This window comes from Mesorhizobium sp. WSM4846, from assembly GCF_055811415.1.
Genome location: NZ_JBVVPZ010000056.1, coordinates 25116 through 39225 on the forward strand (window position 1 = coordinate 25116; position 14110 = coordinate 39225).

Sequence of the window (14110 nt, forward strand, 5' to 3'; positions counted from 1 at the left end):
TTTGGCTGCGTCGCCAGCGCTGCGCATGCCGTTCAGGCGGCGGCTGCTTCGCGAACCTGTTCGTTCGCCCCGTCCAGAAAGGCCTGGGCGAGGTCCGGGTCGTTGACGACGCGCGATAGCGTCAGCGCACCGACCATCGTCGAGAGAATGGCCATAGCCTTTCTATCGGGCTGCTCACCATTGGCCTCGGCAATGAAACGGCCGAGGATTTCGAGATGCTCCTTGATCCCGGCTTCGAACGACGCTTTCACGTCGCTGCCCTGTCTGGCGGCATCCGAACCGAGCGCGACAATCGGGCAGCCGTCCATCTTTTCTCCGCGATGGTCCATGCTGAGGTAGAATGCGATCACCGCGCCAAGCGGATCCTCGGATTTTGCCGCAGTCGCGGCCGACCACCGCAGCGTGGCGCTCTCCATCGCCCGCTTCGACGCCTGCACCGCCAGATCGTCCTTGGAGGCGAACTGCTTGTAGAACGCGCCCTGGGTCAGCCCGGCAGCCTGCATCAGGTCCTTAAGGCCGATGCCGTCAAAGCCGCGCTCCCGAAAAAGCCGGCTGGCCACATTGATCACGGTTTCGCGGTTTTCCACCGCCTGAACGCGACTCACACGCATGTCGATCTCCTTATTTAGCTTGCGTTCGACATCTATAGCAGGTATAGAGTACGAACGCAATCCAATTCGGCTGCGCACGGTGCCTCGGTCACGCATCGAAAAAATTTGGAGGAGAGGTCAAATGCTGTACAGTTATATCGTCGAGAAATCGATCCGGCAGAGCTTCGACCACGTCAACAACCATCGCTGGGATGAGGCGGTGAAAGCACTCGTGCCGCATGTCCATCACCGCGTTTCCGGCGCCCACGCGCTTGGTGGTGAGCGCCACGACAAGGAAGCCGTGCGCCGCTGGTTTGAGCGCCTCGGCCGCGTCCTGCCCAATCTCCATCTCACGGTCAACCACGTCTGGGTGAAGGGCTGGCCGTGGCATACCACCGTGTTTGCCCAGTGGGACGGCACCGCGACGCTGCTCAACGGCGACGCGTCCTACGTCAACAGTGGTCTGCACGTATTCACCCTGCGATGGGGCAAGGTCCATGCACTTGAGGAATTCTACGATTCACAAGCGGCGGCCCGCGGTCTTGCCACCCAAGCGGCAACTGGCCTCGAAGAAGCTGTTGCCGAACCAATTGCAGGCTAGCAGAAACGCAGTCAGCGGCCCGGCAGCGTAACCGCGGGTACGCCAGCCCGTAGCCATGCCGGCCATCGCCGCAGACGACCCCATCAGCGCGCTCCCGGCGGCCGCTTGCAGGAACCGCTTCGACAGCCGCTCATCGTTGACGGTCCGCGAGACCACCGGCGGACTTTTCCATCGCCCGCCTGGACGCCTTGCGCCGCCAGATCGTTCTTGGATGCGACTGCTTGCAAAACGCGCCCTCGGTGAGCCCGGGCCTCCATCAAAATCCTTAAGGTCGATGCCGTCAAAGCCGCGCTCCCGAAAAAGCCGGCCTGCCGCATTGATCGCCGTTTCGCGGTTTTATGAAGCGACTCACACGCATCATCAATATTTTCATTTTTTAGATTGCATTCGTAATCTAACTCAGTTATAGCGTTCGAACGCAATCTAAAAAAGGAGATACGAGATGATCCGCAAAACCCTGAGCGCCTCCGTTCTGGCCGCGCTGTTTCTTGCCGCCCCGGCGTTTGCCGAGGAAGCCACCATAGGACGCCCGACCGAAGCCGGCAGCCTGCACGAGGGACACCTCGACATGGTCGTCTATTACGTCCCGGTCGAAGGCGACCTCCTGGAGGTCACCGCCACCTTCGCGCCAAAGATCGGCGGCGATCCGCAGCGCGTCGTCATGGGCCTCGCCGACGGCGATTCCGTGGCCTTTTCGATGCCGGGCCACCGCGGTCCGCTCTACGCGTTCTCGCGGTCCGGCGAGGAGGTGACGGTGTCGTCCGAGACCGACATGCGCGCCGATGCCAATGCACCGACCCGCCTTGCAGACGGCAGCCTGCGTGCTGCTGGGCTCGCGTCCGTGGGGCCGATGTAAAGGTCAAACGCAATCTTAGTTGAGAGGCGACGAACGGCCATCACTCGCCTGAAGCGTTTGACCTGAGGCCGCGCGGCCTAACTCGCGCGACCTCCAATGTTCGGTCCTTCGTGCGGATAGAGCTTGCCGAACAGCGGCAGGTACATCGCGCCCTTGCGCATCAGGAAATCGTGGAATGTCGCCATCGCCGGCGAGATCGCGTGATCGCTGCGCATCACCGAAAACCATTGCCGGCGGATCGGCATGCCGACGACGTCGAGGATGACCAGCCGGCCGGCGTCGGTTTCGGCGGCGATGGTGTGGGCAGAGATGAAGGCAATGCCGAGCCCGGCCATCACCGCCTGCTTGATCGTCTCGTTCGAGCCCATCTCGACGCCAAGGTCGTCGATGCGGCCGGGCACGTCGCTGAGGAATATTTCCAGCGAGATGCGCGTGCCGGAGCCGGGCTCGCGGATGAGGAAATGCTCTTCGGCGATCCGCTCCTTGGATATCTCGCGCGCCGACGCCAGCGGGTGGTCGGGCGGCGCGATGATGACCAGCGGGTGATCGCCGAAGACCGAGGCACGCACCGGGACTTCCCGCGCCGGGCGTCCCATCAGCGCGATGTCGATGTCGTGGTTCTTCAGGCTGTTGATGGTTTCGGCGCGGTTGCCGATGGCGAGCCGCATGTCGATGTCGGGATGTTCCTTTATGAAGCCGGCCATCAGCCGCGGCGCGAAATATTTGGCGGTGGAAACGACGCCGAGCCGCAAGCTGCCGATACGCACGCCCTTGATCGCATCCATCTTGTCTTCGAGCAGGCGAAGCCGCTCCTCGATCGCCTGCGCCGTCTCGACGAAGGCCAGACCTGCGGCAGTCGGACGCATGCCGTCCGACGTCCGGTCGAACAAGGCCAGCTGGAACTCCTCCTCGACCTGCCGCAACTGGATCGTCACCGCTGGAGGAGACAAGCCTAACACCTTGGCCGCGCTAACGATTTTTCCATGGCTGATGATGGCCTGAACGGTCTTGAATTGCTTGAGCGTGAGGTTTCTCATGCGCCATACTAAATTTTTTTTAGCGCGAAAGTAAAGTTATTGAATTTTACTTATCCATGGCAGTTTGTTCTCATTCCCCAATCCGGCCGGAGGAGTTGCGGCTGGATCGGGAGGTTACGATGCCAGCGGCAACGCTCGACGCATTTCTGAATTCCTATCTCGGCCCACCCGACGAACTGCGTTCGGCAGTCGTCGCGACCGTCCGTCAGCTGACGCAGGCCGCCACCAAGGTCCGCAACACCATCAATCAGGGAGTGCTCGGCACCGCCTTTGCCGGGACCCGCAGCGCCAATGCCGACGGCGACATCCAGAAGGATCTCGACATCTTCGCCGACGACATCTTCCTCGATGCCATGCGCCACGCTCCGGTCGCGCTCTACGCCTCCGAGGAACTGGAGCAGCCGGTCCTGCTCGACAGCCAGGCGCCTCTCGCCATCGCCATCGACCCGCTCGACGGCTCTTCCAACATCGACACCAACGTGTCGATCGGAACGATCTTCTCGCTCCTCCCTGCAACTGGCGCGCCGGACGAAAATCCGGCCGCCTCTTTTTTGCAGCCGGGCGTGAAGCAGCTGGGGGCCGGTTTCTTCATCTACGGGCCGCAGCTGGCGCTGGTCCTGTCGCTCGGCAGCGGCACGCATGTCTTCGTTCTCTCGACCAGGCTCGGCACCTTCGTCCAGGCCTACGAGAGCCGGATCATCCCGCAGCGTACCCAGGAGTTCGCCATCAACGCCGCCAATTACCGGCATTGGGACGAGGCGGTGCGGCTCTACATCGACGACTGCCTCGAAGGCACTGAAGGCCCACGCGGAAAGGACTTCAACATGCGCTGGATCGCCTCCCTCGTCGCCGACTGCTACCGCATATTGATGCGCGGCGGCGTATTCCTGTATCCAGGCGACAAGCGCAAGGGTTACCGCCAGGGACGGCTGCGCCTCGTCTATGAGGCCAACCCGATCGCCTATCTCATCGAACAGGCGGGCGGCGCCGCCACCGACACCATCACCCGCATCCTCGAAATCGAGCCCGAGGGCCTGCACCAGCGCGTGCCCGTGGTGTTCGGATCGGCGCGCGAAGTCGCACGCATCACCCGCTACCACACCGAGCCCAGCGCGATCGGCGAGCGTGCGCCGCTGTTCAGCCGCCGCGGCCTGTTCAGGGCCTGAACATCATGTCGGCAAAGCACCCCATCATCACCATCACCGGGTCGTCGGGCGCCGGCACCACTTCGGTCAAGCGCATCTTCGAGCTGATCTTCCGGCGCGAGAACATCGACGCAGCCTTCATCGAAGGCGACGCCTTTCACCGCTACGACCGCGCCACGATGAAGGTCAAGGTGGCCGAGGAGGAGAAGGCCGGCAATCCGAACTTCACCCACTTCCATGCCGAGGCCAACGAGCTCGCAATCCTCGAAGAGGTGTTTGAGGAATATGGTCGCCGCGGAACCGGAAAGACCCGCACCTATATCCACGACGAGGACGAGGAGAAGCAGTACGGCACGCCGCCGGGACAATTTACCGAATGGCGCGAATTCCCGCCGAGCGACCTGCTCTTCTACGAGGGCCTGCACGGCTGCGTCGTCACTGACAAGATAGACCTGGCCAGGCACGCTGACCTCAGGATCGGCGTGGTGCCGGTCATCAATCTCGAATGGATCCAGAAGATCCATCGCGACCGGGCAACTCGCGGCTATTCCACCGAGGCGGTGATGGACGTGATCCTGCGCCGCATGCCGGACTATGTCCGCTACATCGTCCCGCAATTCTCGCAGACCGCCATCAACTTCCAGCGCGTGCCGATCGTCGACACGTCCAATCCGTTCATCGCGCGCTGGATCCCGACGCCCGACGAATCGATGCTGGTCATCCGCTTCGCCAATCCCCGCGGCATCGATTTCCCCTACCTGCTTTCGATGATCCACGACTCGTTCATGTCGCGGCCGAATTCCATAGTGGTGCCAGGCAACAAGCTCGATCTTGCGATGCAGCTGATCCTGACGCCGCTCATCCTGCAATTGATCGAACGCAAGAACCGTGTGTCGTGAGGAGGACGCCATGAACAGCCAAGCAGCAGCCCTGAAGCCCGTCGCCGCCGTCTCGGAGCGCGATATGGCGAACGCCATTCGCGCATTGGCGATGGACAGCGTCCAAAAGGCCAATTCCGGTCATCCGGGCATGCCGATGGGCATGGCCGACGTTGCGACGGTACTGTTCAGCCGCTTCATTAACATCGATCCGTCGGCGCCCAACTGGCCCGATCGCGACCGCTTCGTGCTTTCGGCCGGGCACGGCTCGATGCTGCAATATGCGCTGCACTACCTGCTCGGCTACGAAGACATGCCGATCGAAGAATTGCAGCGGTTTCGCCAGCTGGGCAGCCGCACCGCCGGACATCCCGAATATGGCCATGCGCTTGGCATCGAGACGACGACCGGTCCGCTAGGACAGGGCATCTCGACCGCGGTCGGCATGGCGCTCGCCGAGCGCATGCTTGCTGCCCGCCACGGCGCCGATCTCGTCGATCATTTCACCTACGCGATCGCCGGCGACGGCTGCCTGCAGGAAGGCATCAGCCACGAGGCGATCGACCTTGCCGGTCACCTGAGGCTCGCCCGGCTGATCGTCTTCTGGGACGACAATGCGATCTCGATCGACGGACCGACGTCGCTGTCGACATCGATGGACCAGCCGGCACGGTTCGAAGCCGCCGGATGGCATGTCCAGTCGGTGGACGGCCACGACACGGAAGCCGTCGCTGCGGCAATCGAAGCGGCGCAGCAGTCGGACCGGCCGTCGCTGATCGCCTGCCGCACGGTGATCGGCAAGGGCGCGCCCAATCTGGGCGGCTCGGAAAAGACGCATGGCGCGCCGCTGGGCGATGCCGAGATCGCCGCGACGCGCGAGAACATCGGCTGGGCCTGCGTGCCGTTCGAGGTGCCGGACGACATCCTGTTTGCCTGGCGCGAAACTGCCGAGCGCGGGCAAGCGGCGCGGCACGCCTGGGAGCAGCGGCTTGCCGCCTCGCCACAGCGCGAGGCCTTCGAGAGTTCGGTCGCCGGCACCCTGCCCGACGCGGTCTTCGAAGCGCTCGGCGCTTTCCGCAAGGAGCATGTCGAAAAGGCGACCAAGGTCGCAACGCGAAAAGCCTCCGAAATGGCGCTCGGTGCAATCAACGCCGCAACCGAGCTGACCGTCGGCGGCTCCGCCGATCTGACGCATTCGAACCTGACGATCACCAAGGGCATGGATCGCATAGCGCCTGGTGCCTATGCCGGCCGCTACATCCACTACGGCATCCGCGAGCATGGCATGGCCGCGGCCATGAACGGCATCGCGGTGCATGGCGGCTTCGTGCCTTATGGCGGCACCTTCCTGTGCTTCGCCGACTATGCCCGCGGCGCGATGCGGCTCTCGGCGCTGATGGGCCAGCGCGTCATCTATGTGATGACCCATGATTCCATCGGTCTCGGCGAGGACGGCCCGACCCATCAGCCGATCGAGCACCTGGCGATGCTGCGGGCGACGCCGAACATCAACGTCTTCCGTCCGGCCGACATCATCGAAACGGCGGAGTGCTGGGAACTGGCGCTGAAGAGCAAGAACCGGCCGAGCGTGCTGGTGCTCTCGCGGCAGAACCTGCCGATGCTGCGCCAAGCACACAGCGAGAAGGCACACAGCGACGAGCCACACATCGACGAGAACCGGTCGAGCCAGGGCGCCTACGTCCTGCGCGAGCCGGCAGGACACCGCGCCGTGACGCTGATCGCCACCGGATCGGAGGTCGAGATCGCCGTTGCCGCCGCCGGACGGCTGGAGACCGAGCACGGCATCGCCGCCGCGGTCGTCTCGATGCCGTGCTGGGAGCTGTTTGAGGAACAGGATGCCGGCACCCGCAAGGCTGTCCTCGGCTCGGCGCCGCGCGTCGCCGTCGAAGCCGCAGCACGGCTCGGCTGGGATCGCTGGACCGGCGACACCGGCGCTTTCGTCGGCATGGCCGGTTTCGGCGCCAGCGCCCCTGCCCCGGATCTCTACCGGCATTTCGACATCACGCCCGAAGCCGTCGCGGCAGCGGCGCTGAAGCTCATCATCTAGGAAGGACCCCAAAAATGGCCCGCATCACCCTTCGCCAGCTTCTCGACCATGCCGCCGAGCACGGCTACGGCGTTCCGGCATTCAACATCAACAACATGGAACAGGGCCTTGCCATCATGGAGGCGGCCAGGGCCTGCGACGCGCCGGTCATCATCCAGGCATCACGCGGCGCCCGCTCCTATGCCAACGACATCATGCTGGCCAAGATGATGGAGGCGTTGACCGAAATGCATCCGGCCATTCCGCTCTGCATCCATCAGGACCACGGCAACAACGAAGCCACCTGCCTTTCGGCGATCCGCCACGGCTTCACCTCGGTGATGATGGACGGCTCATTGATGGCGGACGCCAAGACGCCGGCGAGCTACGACTACAACGTCGCCATCACCGAACGTGTCGCACGCATGGCGCATTGGGTCGGCGCTTCCGTCGAAGGCGAGCTTGGCGTGCTCGGCTCGCTGGAAACCGGCCAGGGCGAGGCCGAGGACGGGCATGGCGCCGAAGGCGTGCTTTCCCACGACCAGCTTTTGACCGATCCCGATCAGGCGGTCGACTTCGTCACCGCCACCCAGGTCGACGCGCTGGCGATCGCCTGCGGCACCTCGCACGGCGCCTACAAATTCAGCCGCAAGCCCGACGGCGGCATCCTCGCCATGCAGGTGATCGAGGCGATCCACGAAAAGCTGCCCAACACGCATCTGGTCATGCATGGCTCTTCCTCGGTGCCGCAGGAACTGCAGGACGTCATCAACCGATATGGCGGCGAGATGCCCCAGACCTTTGGCGTTCCGGTCGAGGAGATCGAGCGCGGCATCCGCTACGGCGTGCGCAAGGTCAACATCGACACCGACTGCCGCATGGCCATGGCCGGGCAGTTCCGCCGCGTCGCGACGGAAGACCCGCGCGAATTCGATCCGCGCAAATTCCTGAAACCCGCCATGGATGCCCTGCGCGACCTTTGCCGCGATCGCTTCGAGCGCTTCGGCACCGCCGGCAACGCCTCGAAGATCAGGGTCATCGCCATGGACGAGATGGCCAAACGTTACGCCGCGGGAAAACTCGACCCGCAAATCGCAACCGCGAAAGCCGCCTGAGCGGCAAACAGGAGACCTGTCATGAACAAGATCGACATGCCGTCAGCTGGCACGCTCAAGGAAGGCAAGGAACGCTACAAGTCGGGCGTCATCCCCTACAAGAAAATGGGCTATTGGGAGCCGGACTACCGGCCCAAGGAGACCGACCTGATCGCCATGTTTCGGATCACGCCGCAGCCAGGCGTCGACCACGAGGAGGCGGCCGCCGCCATCGCCGGTGAATCCTCCACCGCGACCTGGACGGTGGTGTGGACCGACAGGTTGACCGCCTGCGAGCTCTACCGCGCCAAGGCGTTCAGATCCGAGCCGGTGCCGAACACCGGTCCCGGCACCAAGACCGAGCAGCAGTACTTCGCCTACATCGCCTACGACCTCGACCTGTTCGAGCCGGGCTCAATCGCCAACCTGACCGCATCGATCATCGGCAACGTGTTCGGCTTCAAGGCAGTAAAGGCCTTGCGACTCGAGGACATGCGCATCCCGGTGGCTTACCTGAAAACCTTCCAGGGCCCGGCGACCGGCATCGTGGTGGAACGCGAGCGGCTCGACAAGTTCGGCCGGCCGCTGCTCGGCGCGACGACGAAGCCGAAGCTTGGCCTGTCAGGCCGCAACTACGGCCGCGTCGTCTACGAGGCGCTGAAAGGTGGCCTCGACTTCGTCAAGGACGACGAGAACATCAACTCGCAGCCCTTCATGCACTGGCGCGACCGCTTCCTCTACTGCATGGAGGCCGTGAACAAGGCGTCGGCCGCCACCGGCGAAGTCAAGGGCCATTATCTCAACGTCACCGCCGGCACGATGGAGGAGATGTACGAGCGCGCCGAATTCGCAAAACAGCTTGGCTCCTGCATCGTCATGATCGACCTGGTCATCGGCTACACGGCGATCCAGTCGATGGCCAAATGGGCACGCCGCAACGACATGATCCTGCACCTGCACCGCGCCGGCAACTCGACCTATTCGCGCCAGAAGAACCACGGCATGAATTTTCGCGTCATCTGCAAATGGATGCGGATGGCCGGCGTCGACCACATCCATGCCGGTACCGTTGTCGGCAAGCTGGAAGGCGACCCGCTGATGATCAAGGGTTTCTATGACACGCTGCGCGAGGAGCGCACGCCGCAGAACCTCGAAACCGGGCTGTTCTTCGACCAGGACTGGGCCTCGCTCAACAAGGTGATGCCCGTCGCCTCGGGCGGCATCCATGCCGGCCAGATGCACCAGCTGATCCATTATCTCGGCGAGGACGTCGTTCTGCAGTTCGGCGGCGGCACGATCGGCCATCCGGACGGCATCCAGGCCGGCGCGACGGCCAATCGCGTCGCGTTGGAGGCGATGATCCTAGCCCGCAACGAAGGACGCGACTACCTGCGCGAAGGCACCAAAATCCTCGAACAGGCGGCCAGATGGTGCACGCCGCTGAAAGCTGCCCTGGAGACCTGGAAGGACGTCACCTTCAACTACGAATCGACCGACACGGCCGACTTCGTGCCAACCGCAACGCCCAGCTTCTAGACGAAAGGAACCGTCGCCATGATGACCAATCCGGGAAACAAGGTCACGCAGGGACAGTTTTCGTTCCTGCCCGACCTGACCGATGAGCAGATTTCGGCGCAGATCAAATATGCGCTGAAAAACCACTGGGCGGTCAGCGTCGAGTACACGGACGATCCGCATCCGCGAAACACCTATTGGGAAATGTACGGCAACCCGATGTTCGACCTGAAGGACCCGGCGGGCATCCTGCTTGAAGTCAACAATTGCCGGAAAGCCATGCCCAACATGTATGTCCGGGTCACCGCCTTCGATTCGAGCAAGGGCTGGGAAGCGCCGCGCATGTCGTTCATCGTCAACCGGCCGCCCAACGAACCCGGGTTCCGGCTGCTGCGCCAGGAGCGCGACGGCCGCAGCCAGGGCTATTCGATCGTGCCTTATGCGACCGACAGGCCCGAAGGCGAGCGGAGCTAGCCGAAACCATGCTGGACGCGATAGCAAAGGGCACTGCCGCGCCGGACGAATCGGTCGATCTGCAGACCGAGTTCGAGGCGTCCAACATCGATGAGGTGCTGGGCAAGCTCGACCGCGAACTCGTTGGCCTGAAGCCCATCAAGACCCGCATCCGCGAGATCGCGGCGCTGCTCCTGGTCGACCGGCTTCGCCGCAAGTTCGGCCTGACCTCGGGCGCGCCGACGCTGCACATGAACTTCACCGGAAACCCCGGTACCGGGAAAACCACCGTGGCGCTCAGGATGGCCGAAATCCTGCATCGTCTCGGCTATGTCCGCGAAGGCCACATGGTCGCGGTGACGCGAGACGATCTCGTCGGCCAGTATGTCGGCCACACCGCGCCCAAAACCCGCGAAGTGATCAAGCGCGCCATGGGCGGGGTGCTTTTCATCGACGAGGCCTACTATCTCTACAAGCCCGAGAACGAACGTGACTACGGCCAGGAATCGATCGAGATCCTGCTGCAATGCATGGAAAACAACCGTGACGATCTGGTTGTGATTCTTGCCGGTTACAAGGACAAGATGGACCGCTTCTTCAACAGCAATCCCGGCATGCGCTCGCGCATCGCCCACCACCTCGATTTTCCCGACTACGGCGTCGGCGAGCTCAAATCGATCGCCGAGATCATGCTGGCAGAACAGAATTATCGTCTCAGCGAGGCGGCGGCCAAGGCGCTCGAAGAGTACCTGCCGATCCGCATGCGGCTGCCGCATTTCTCCAACGCTCGCTCGGTCCGCAATGGGCTCGACCGGGCGCGGCTTCGCCAGGCCAACCGGCTTTTCACGTCGCGCGACCGGGTGTTGACGAAGACCGACCTTATCACCATTGAGGAATCCGATATTCGCGGCAGCCGCGTGTTCGCGGAAGGCAAGCTCGAAGGCGAACCGGAGACGAAGGCGCGCTGACACGATGACGCCGGTTGGTGTGCAGCGACCGGAAACCGAAGACGGAATGGAGCCGACGACCATGGGTAGCAAGACAATCATCGCCCCCTCGGTGCTTTCTGCGGACTTCTCGCGGCTCGGCGACGAAGTCGAAGCAGTCGTCCGGGCGGGCGCCGACTGGATCCATCTCGACGTGATGGACGGTCATTTCGTGCCCAACATCACCTTCGGTCCGCCGGTGATCAAGGCGATCCGCGATCGAACCGACAAGGTCTTCGACTGTCACCTGATGATTGCGCCGGCCGACGCCTATCTCGCCGCCTTCGCCGATGCCGGCTGCGACATCATCACCGTGCACGCCGAGGCAGGGCCGCATCTCGACCGTTCGCTGCAGGCGATCAGGAATCTCGGCAAGAAGGCCGGCGTGTCGCTGAACCCGTCGACGCCGGAAAGCGTCATCGAATATGTGCTCGACCGGCTCGATCTGGTGCTTCTGATGACGGTCAATCCGGGCTTCGGCGGCCAGGCGTTCATTCCGGCGGTCGTCGACAAGGTCAGGCGGGTCAAGGCGCTGATCGGCAATCGCCCGATCGACATCGAGATCGACGGCGGCGTCACCCCCGAGACCGCCCCGCTGGTCAGCGCGGCCGGCGCCAATGTGCTGGTCGCCGGCTCGGCTATCTTCAAGGGCGGCAGCGAGGCGGCCTATCGCGCCAATATCGGCGCCATCAGGCAGGCAGCCGACGGCGCGATCCGGAAAGCCGCGTAAACCATTTCATCGGAGGACAACATGGGGGCAATCCCACCTGTCTGCGATTTCGGCTGGCAAGCCATCGATGCCGTCTTGCCCGGCGTCGACGGCAAATCGCATTCGATCTTCAGCCACGCCGGTCCGAACGGGCTGGTGGTGGCCTTCATCTGCAACCACTGCCCTTACGTGAAGGCCGTGATTTCCCGCATCGTCCGCGATGCCGACGACCTCAAGCCCGAAGGCATCGGCTTTGTCGCGATCAACTCCAACGATGCCGACGCCTATCCGGATGATTCCTTCGACAACATGAAGCTCTTCGCCAGGGCGAACGGCTTCACTTTCCCCTACCTCCACGACGAGCGCCAGACGGTGGCGCGTGCCTATGGAGCCGTTTGCACTCCGGATTTCTTCGGGCTCAACAGTGAATTGACGCTGCAATATCGCGGCCGGCTGGACGCGGCGCGGCGAGACGCGGGACCGCCCGGACTGAGACGCGACCTGTTCGAGGCGATGAGACAGATCGCCCGAACCGGCGACGGACCGCTGGACCAGATCGCTTCGATCGGCTGCTCGATCAAGTGGAAGGACGCCGCATGAACGTCGGCATGAGTAGGCCGTTTCGATCGCCGAAGGCGATCCTGTTCGATCTCGACGGCACGCTGGTCGATTCGGCGCCCGATATAACCGCCGCGGTCAACGAATTGCTGGCCGGTCGCGATCTGCCGCCGCTGCGCCTGGAACAGGTCAAGGCGATGATCGGCGGCGGCGTCAGGAAACTGGTCGAGCGAGCCTTCGCGGCATCCGGCGCGCCGCGCCTCGGCAGCGCCCTCGACGAGGCCAACCGTGCCATGGCGCCGATCTACCGCAGACATCTGACCGGCCTGACGACGCTGATGCCCGGCGTCAGGGAGGTTCTCACCCACTTCCATTTGAGCGGAATAGCCATGGGCGTGGTGACCAACAAGCCGCAGCTGGCCGCTCGCGAAATCCTGCTGCATTTCGGGCTGACGGACCATCTCGGCGCGATCGTCGGCGGAGACGCGGTGACTTGCCTGAAACCGGCGCCCGACGCTCTGCTGCTGGCGCTTGACCAGCTTCAGGTCGAGCCTCGTGACGCGCTGATGGTCGGAGACAGCGGCGCCGACGTGGCCGCCGCCCGCGCCGCCGGCATGCCGGCTATCCTGCTGCGTGGCGGCTACACCCAAATTGCCGTTGAAGCGCTTGGCGCCGACCTGGTTTGCGACGGCCTGCTCGATCTGCCTTCCGCCATGCGCAGGCTGCAAGACGCCGCTTGACCGGCGCCAACCAGTGCGGGCGCCGGCCGAACGCAGTTTGCGAACGGCCGGCGAAGTCGCGTTACTCCGGGGTCCGGGGGAAGAACCGGGTTACTTCCGGGGGAAGAACCGGGTTATCTCCTGCGGAAAAACCGGGTTATTTGGAGTATTGCTTCAGATAGGCGATGACGTTGGCGAGATCCTCGTCCTTCTTGAGACCGGGAAACGCCATCTTCGTACCTTTGATCATGCCCTTCGGGTCGCGAAGATAATTCGTCAGCGTGGCTTCGTCCCATTTGACGCCGGATTTACCCGCCTCGGCCATCGGTTTGGAATATTTGAACCCCGGATGCGTGCCGGCCGTCCGGCCGATAACGCCGCTTAACGACGGACCGATCTTGTTCTTGTCCTCGTCGACGACATGGCAGGCCTTGCATTTGGCGAAGACCTTCTCACCCGCGGCGGCATCCTGTGCCTGCGATTGATTTGTAATAAACGTCGCAACGGACACGACGGCGAAAAATGCGACTGCACGCATGGCATTTCCTCATTGATCGTCAAGGTGCCCTGGACGATTTGCGCATGCCTTTGTCTGATCATCGGCATGCATCGTTTTATGCAGAGCGAAAACGTCTCCCTTGTGGAGTTGCAACGCCTGCATCCTGGAAGCTACCCGGCAGATGAGCGATGTCAACCATGGAGCGGTTCGCACAGGCAATCGCTTCGAACAAATCGCTTCAGCCAAAGGAGCGCGTCCAAGTCGAATTGGCGATTGTCGACGTCGGCGCTGCCCTCATCCGCCTGCCGGCACCTTCTCCCCGTATAGTGACGGGGAGAAGGGGGATTTGTCCGAACCGGATAGATAGGTAACAGAATGGACTGATTGCATGGGTGACAGTTTTCTCCTTCGCCGGGAGGACCG

The 14110-nt window shown here is 63.2% G+C and carries 15 protein-coding genes; 12 read left to right on the forward strand and 3 right to left on the reverse strand.

Features of this window, described 5'->3' with window-relative positions; all coding sequences use genetic code 11:
• Positions 1–32: 32 nt before the first annotated feature.
• Entirely contained in the window at positions 33–611 is a 579-nt protein-coding gene (locus tag AC0L15_RS29970) for a TetR/AcrR family transcriptional regulator (protein ID WP_287249313.1), read from the reverse strand.
• Positions 612–732: 121 nt separating this feature from the next.
• Here AC0L15_RS29970 and AC0L15_RS29975 point away from each other — a divergent pair, with 121 nt between their 5' ends.
• Both AC0L15_RS29975 and AC0L15_RS29980 read left to right on the forward strand, forming a co-directional pair.
• Positions 733–1191: a nuclear transport factor 2 family protein gene (locus tag AC0L15_RS29975; protein ID WP_128246247.1), complete on the forward strand. Its 459-nt coding sequence runs from the start codon at positions 733–735 to the stop codon at positions 1189–1191.
• 442 nt (positions 1192–1633) lie between these two features.
• Positions 1634–2047 carry a hypothetical protein gene (locus tag AC0L15_RS29980; protein WP_128246248.1) on the forward strand — a complete coding sequence of 138 codons (414 nt, stop codon included), beginning with the start codon at positions 1634–1636 and terminating at the stop codon, positions 2045–2047.
• A 77-nt stretch (positions 2048–2124) separates the two neighbouring features.
• On the opposite strand, the gene AC0L15_RS29985 is transcribed toward AC0L15_RS29980, so the two are convergent.
• Positions 2125–3084, reverse strand: coding sequence for a LysR family transcriptional regulator (locus AC0L15_RS29985; RefSeq protein ID WP_287249311.1), 960 nt, complete (start codon positions 3082–3084; stop codon positions 2125–2127).
• A 119-nt stretch (positions 3085–3203) separates the two neighbouring features.
• On the opposite strand from AC0L15_RS29985, the gene AC0L15_RS29990 reads away from it, so the two are divergent.
• The 10 genes from AC0L15_RS29990 to gph all read left to right on the forward strand — a co-directional run bounded on the left by AC0L15_RS29990 (position 3204) and on the right by gph (position 13209).
• Positions 3204–4250: a class 1 fructose-bisphosphatase gene (locus tag AC0L15_RS29990; protein ID WP_023797695.1), complete on the forward strand. Its 1047-nt coding sequence runs from the start codon at positions 3204–3206 to the stop codon at positions 4248–4250.
• 5 nt (positions 4251–4255) lie between these two features.
• On the forward strand, positions 4256–5128 hold the full coding sequence (locus AC0L15_RS29995) for a phosphoribulokinase (RefSeq protein WP_023797694.1): 873 nt from the start codon (positions 4256–4258) through the stop codon (positions 5126–5128).
• 10 nt (positions 5129–5138) lie between these two features.
• On the forward strand, positions 5139–7175 hold the full coding sequence (gene tkt, locus AC0L15_RS30000) for a transketolase (protein WP_287249310.1): 2037 nt from the start codon (positions 5139–5141) through the stop codon (positions 7173–7175).
• A 14-nt stretch (positions 7176–7189) separates the two neighbouring features.
• Positions 7190–8269, forward strand: a complete 1080-nt coding sequence (fba, locus tag AC0L15_RS30005) for a class II fructose-bisphosphate aldolase (RefSeq protein WP_027151308.1) — start codon at positions 7190–7192, stop codon at positions 8267–8269.
• Between the two features lie 21 nt (positions 8270–8290).
• A complete protein-coding gene (locus AC0L15_RS30010) occupies positions 8291–9784 on the forward strand; it encodes a ribulose-bisphosphate carboxylase large subunit (protein WP_023797691.1) in 1494 nt (497 codons plus the stop codon).
• Between the two features lie 18 nt (positions 9785–9802).
• On the forward strand, positions 9803–10237 hold the full coding sequence (locus AC0L15_RS30015) for a ribulose bisphosphate carboxylase small subunit (protein WP_023797690.1): 435 nt from the start codon (positions 9803–9805) through the stop codon (positions 10235–10237).
• A gap of 8 nt (positions 10238–10245) precedes the next feature.
• Positions 10246–11184 carry a CbbX protein gene (gene cbbX, locus AC0L15_RS30020; protein WP_287249309.1) on the forward strand — a complete coding sequence of 313 codons (939 nt, stop codon included), beginning with the start codon at positions 10246–10248 and terminating at the stop codon, positions 11182–11184.
• A 61-nt stretch (positions 11185–11245) separates the two neighbouring features.
• On the forward strand, positions 11246–11932 hold the full coding sequence (gene rpe, locus AC0L15_RS30025; RefSeq protein ID WP_287215924.1) for a ribulose-phosphate 3-epimerase: 687 nt from the start codon (positions 11246–11248) through the stop codon (positions 11930–11932).
• 21 nt (positions 11933–11953) lie between these two features.
• Positions 11954–12511 (forward strand): thioredoxin family protein, encoded by a 558-nt coding sequence (locus AC0L15_RS30030; protein WP_287249307.1) that lies wholly within the window; start codon positions 11954–11956, stop codon positions 12509–12511.
• Entirely contained in the window at positions 12508–13209 is a 702-nt protein-coding gene (gene gph, locus AC0L15_RS30035) for a phosphoglycolate phosphatase (protein ID WP_287249306.1), read from the forward strand. The genes AC0L15_RS30030 and gph overlap by 4 nt, the downstream gene beginning before the upstream one ends.
• A gap of 136 nt (positions 13210–13345) precedes the next feature.
• Here gph and AC0L15_RS30040 read toward each other — a convergent pair whose 3' ends face one another.
• The gene (locus tag AC0L15_RS30040) at positions 13346–13726 is read right to left on the reverse strand and encodes a c-type cytochrome (protein ID WP_027151302.1); all 381 of its coding nucleotides are present in this window, start codon (positions 13724–13726) and stop codon (positions 13346–13348) included.
• Positions 13727–14110: the final 384 nt, after the last annotated feature.

Coding starts and splice junctions, on each gene's coding strand:
- AC0L15_RS29970 (WP_287249313.1), bottom strand. CDS start 611: ATGCGTGTGAGTCGCGTTCAGGCGGTGGAAAACCGCGAAACCGTGATC.
- AC0L15_RS29975 (WP_128246247.1), top strand. CDS start 733: ATGCTGTACAGTTATATCGTCGAGAAATCGATCCGGCAGAGCTTCGAC.
- AC0L15_RS29980 (WP_128246248.1), top strand. CDS start 1,634: ATGATCCGCAAAACCCTGAGCGCCTCCGTTCTGGCCGCGCTGTTTCTT.
- AC0L15_RS29985 (WP_287249311.1), bottom strand. CDS start 3,084: ATGAGAAACCTCACGCTCAAGCAATTCAAGACCGTTCAGGCCATCATC.
- AC0L15_RS29990 (WP_023797695.1), top strand. CDS start 3,204: ATGCCAGCGGCAACGCTCGACGCATTTCTGAATTCCTATCTCGGCCCA.
- AC0L15_RS29995 (WP_023797694.1), top strand. CDS start 4,256: ATGTCGGCAAAGCACCCCATCATCACCATCACCGGGTCGTCGGGCGCC.
- tkt (WP_287249310.1), top strand. CDS start 5,139: ATGAACAGCCAAGCAGCAGCCCTGAAGCCCGTCGCCGCCGTCTCGGAG.
- fba (WP_027151308.1), top strand. CDS start 7,190: ATGGCCCGCATCACCCTTCGCCAGCTTCTCGACCATGCCGCCGAGCAC.
- AC0L15_RS30010 (WP_023797691.1), top strand. CDS start 8,291: ATGAACAAGATCGACATGCCGTCAGCTGGCACGCTCAAGGAAGGCAAG.
- AC0L15_RS30015 (WP_023797690.1), top strand. CDS start 9,803: ATGATGACCAATCCGGGAAACAAGGTCACGCAGGGACAGTTTTCGTTC.
- cbbX (WP_287249309.1), top strand. CDS start 10,246: ATGCTGGACGCGATAGCAAAGGGCACTGCCGCGCCGGACGAATCGGTC.
- rpe (WP_287215924.1), top strand. CDS start 11,246: ATGGGTAGCAAGACAATCATCGCCCCCTCGGTGCTTTCTGCGGACTTC.
- AC0L15_RS30030 (WP_287249307.1), top strand. CDS start 11,954: ATGGGGGCAATCCCACCTGTCTGCGATTTCGGCTGGCAAGCCATCGAT.
- gph (WP_287249306.1), top strand. CDS start 12,508: ATGAACGTCGGCATGAGTAGGCCGTTTCGATCGCCGAAGGCGATCCTG.
- AC0L15_RS30040 (WP_027151302.1), bottom strand. CDS start 13,726: ATGCGTGCAGTCGCATTTTTCGCCGTCGTGTCCGTTGCGACGTTTATT.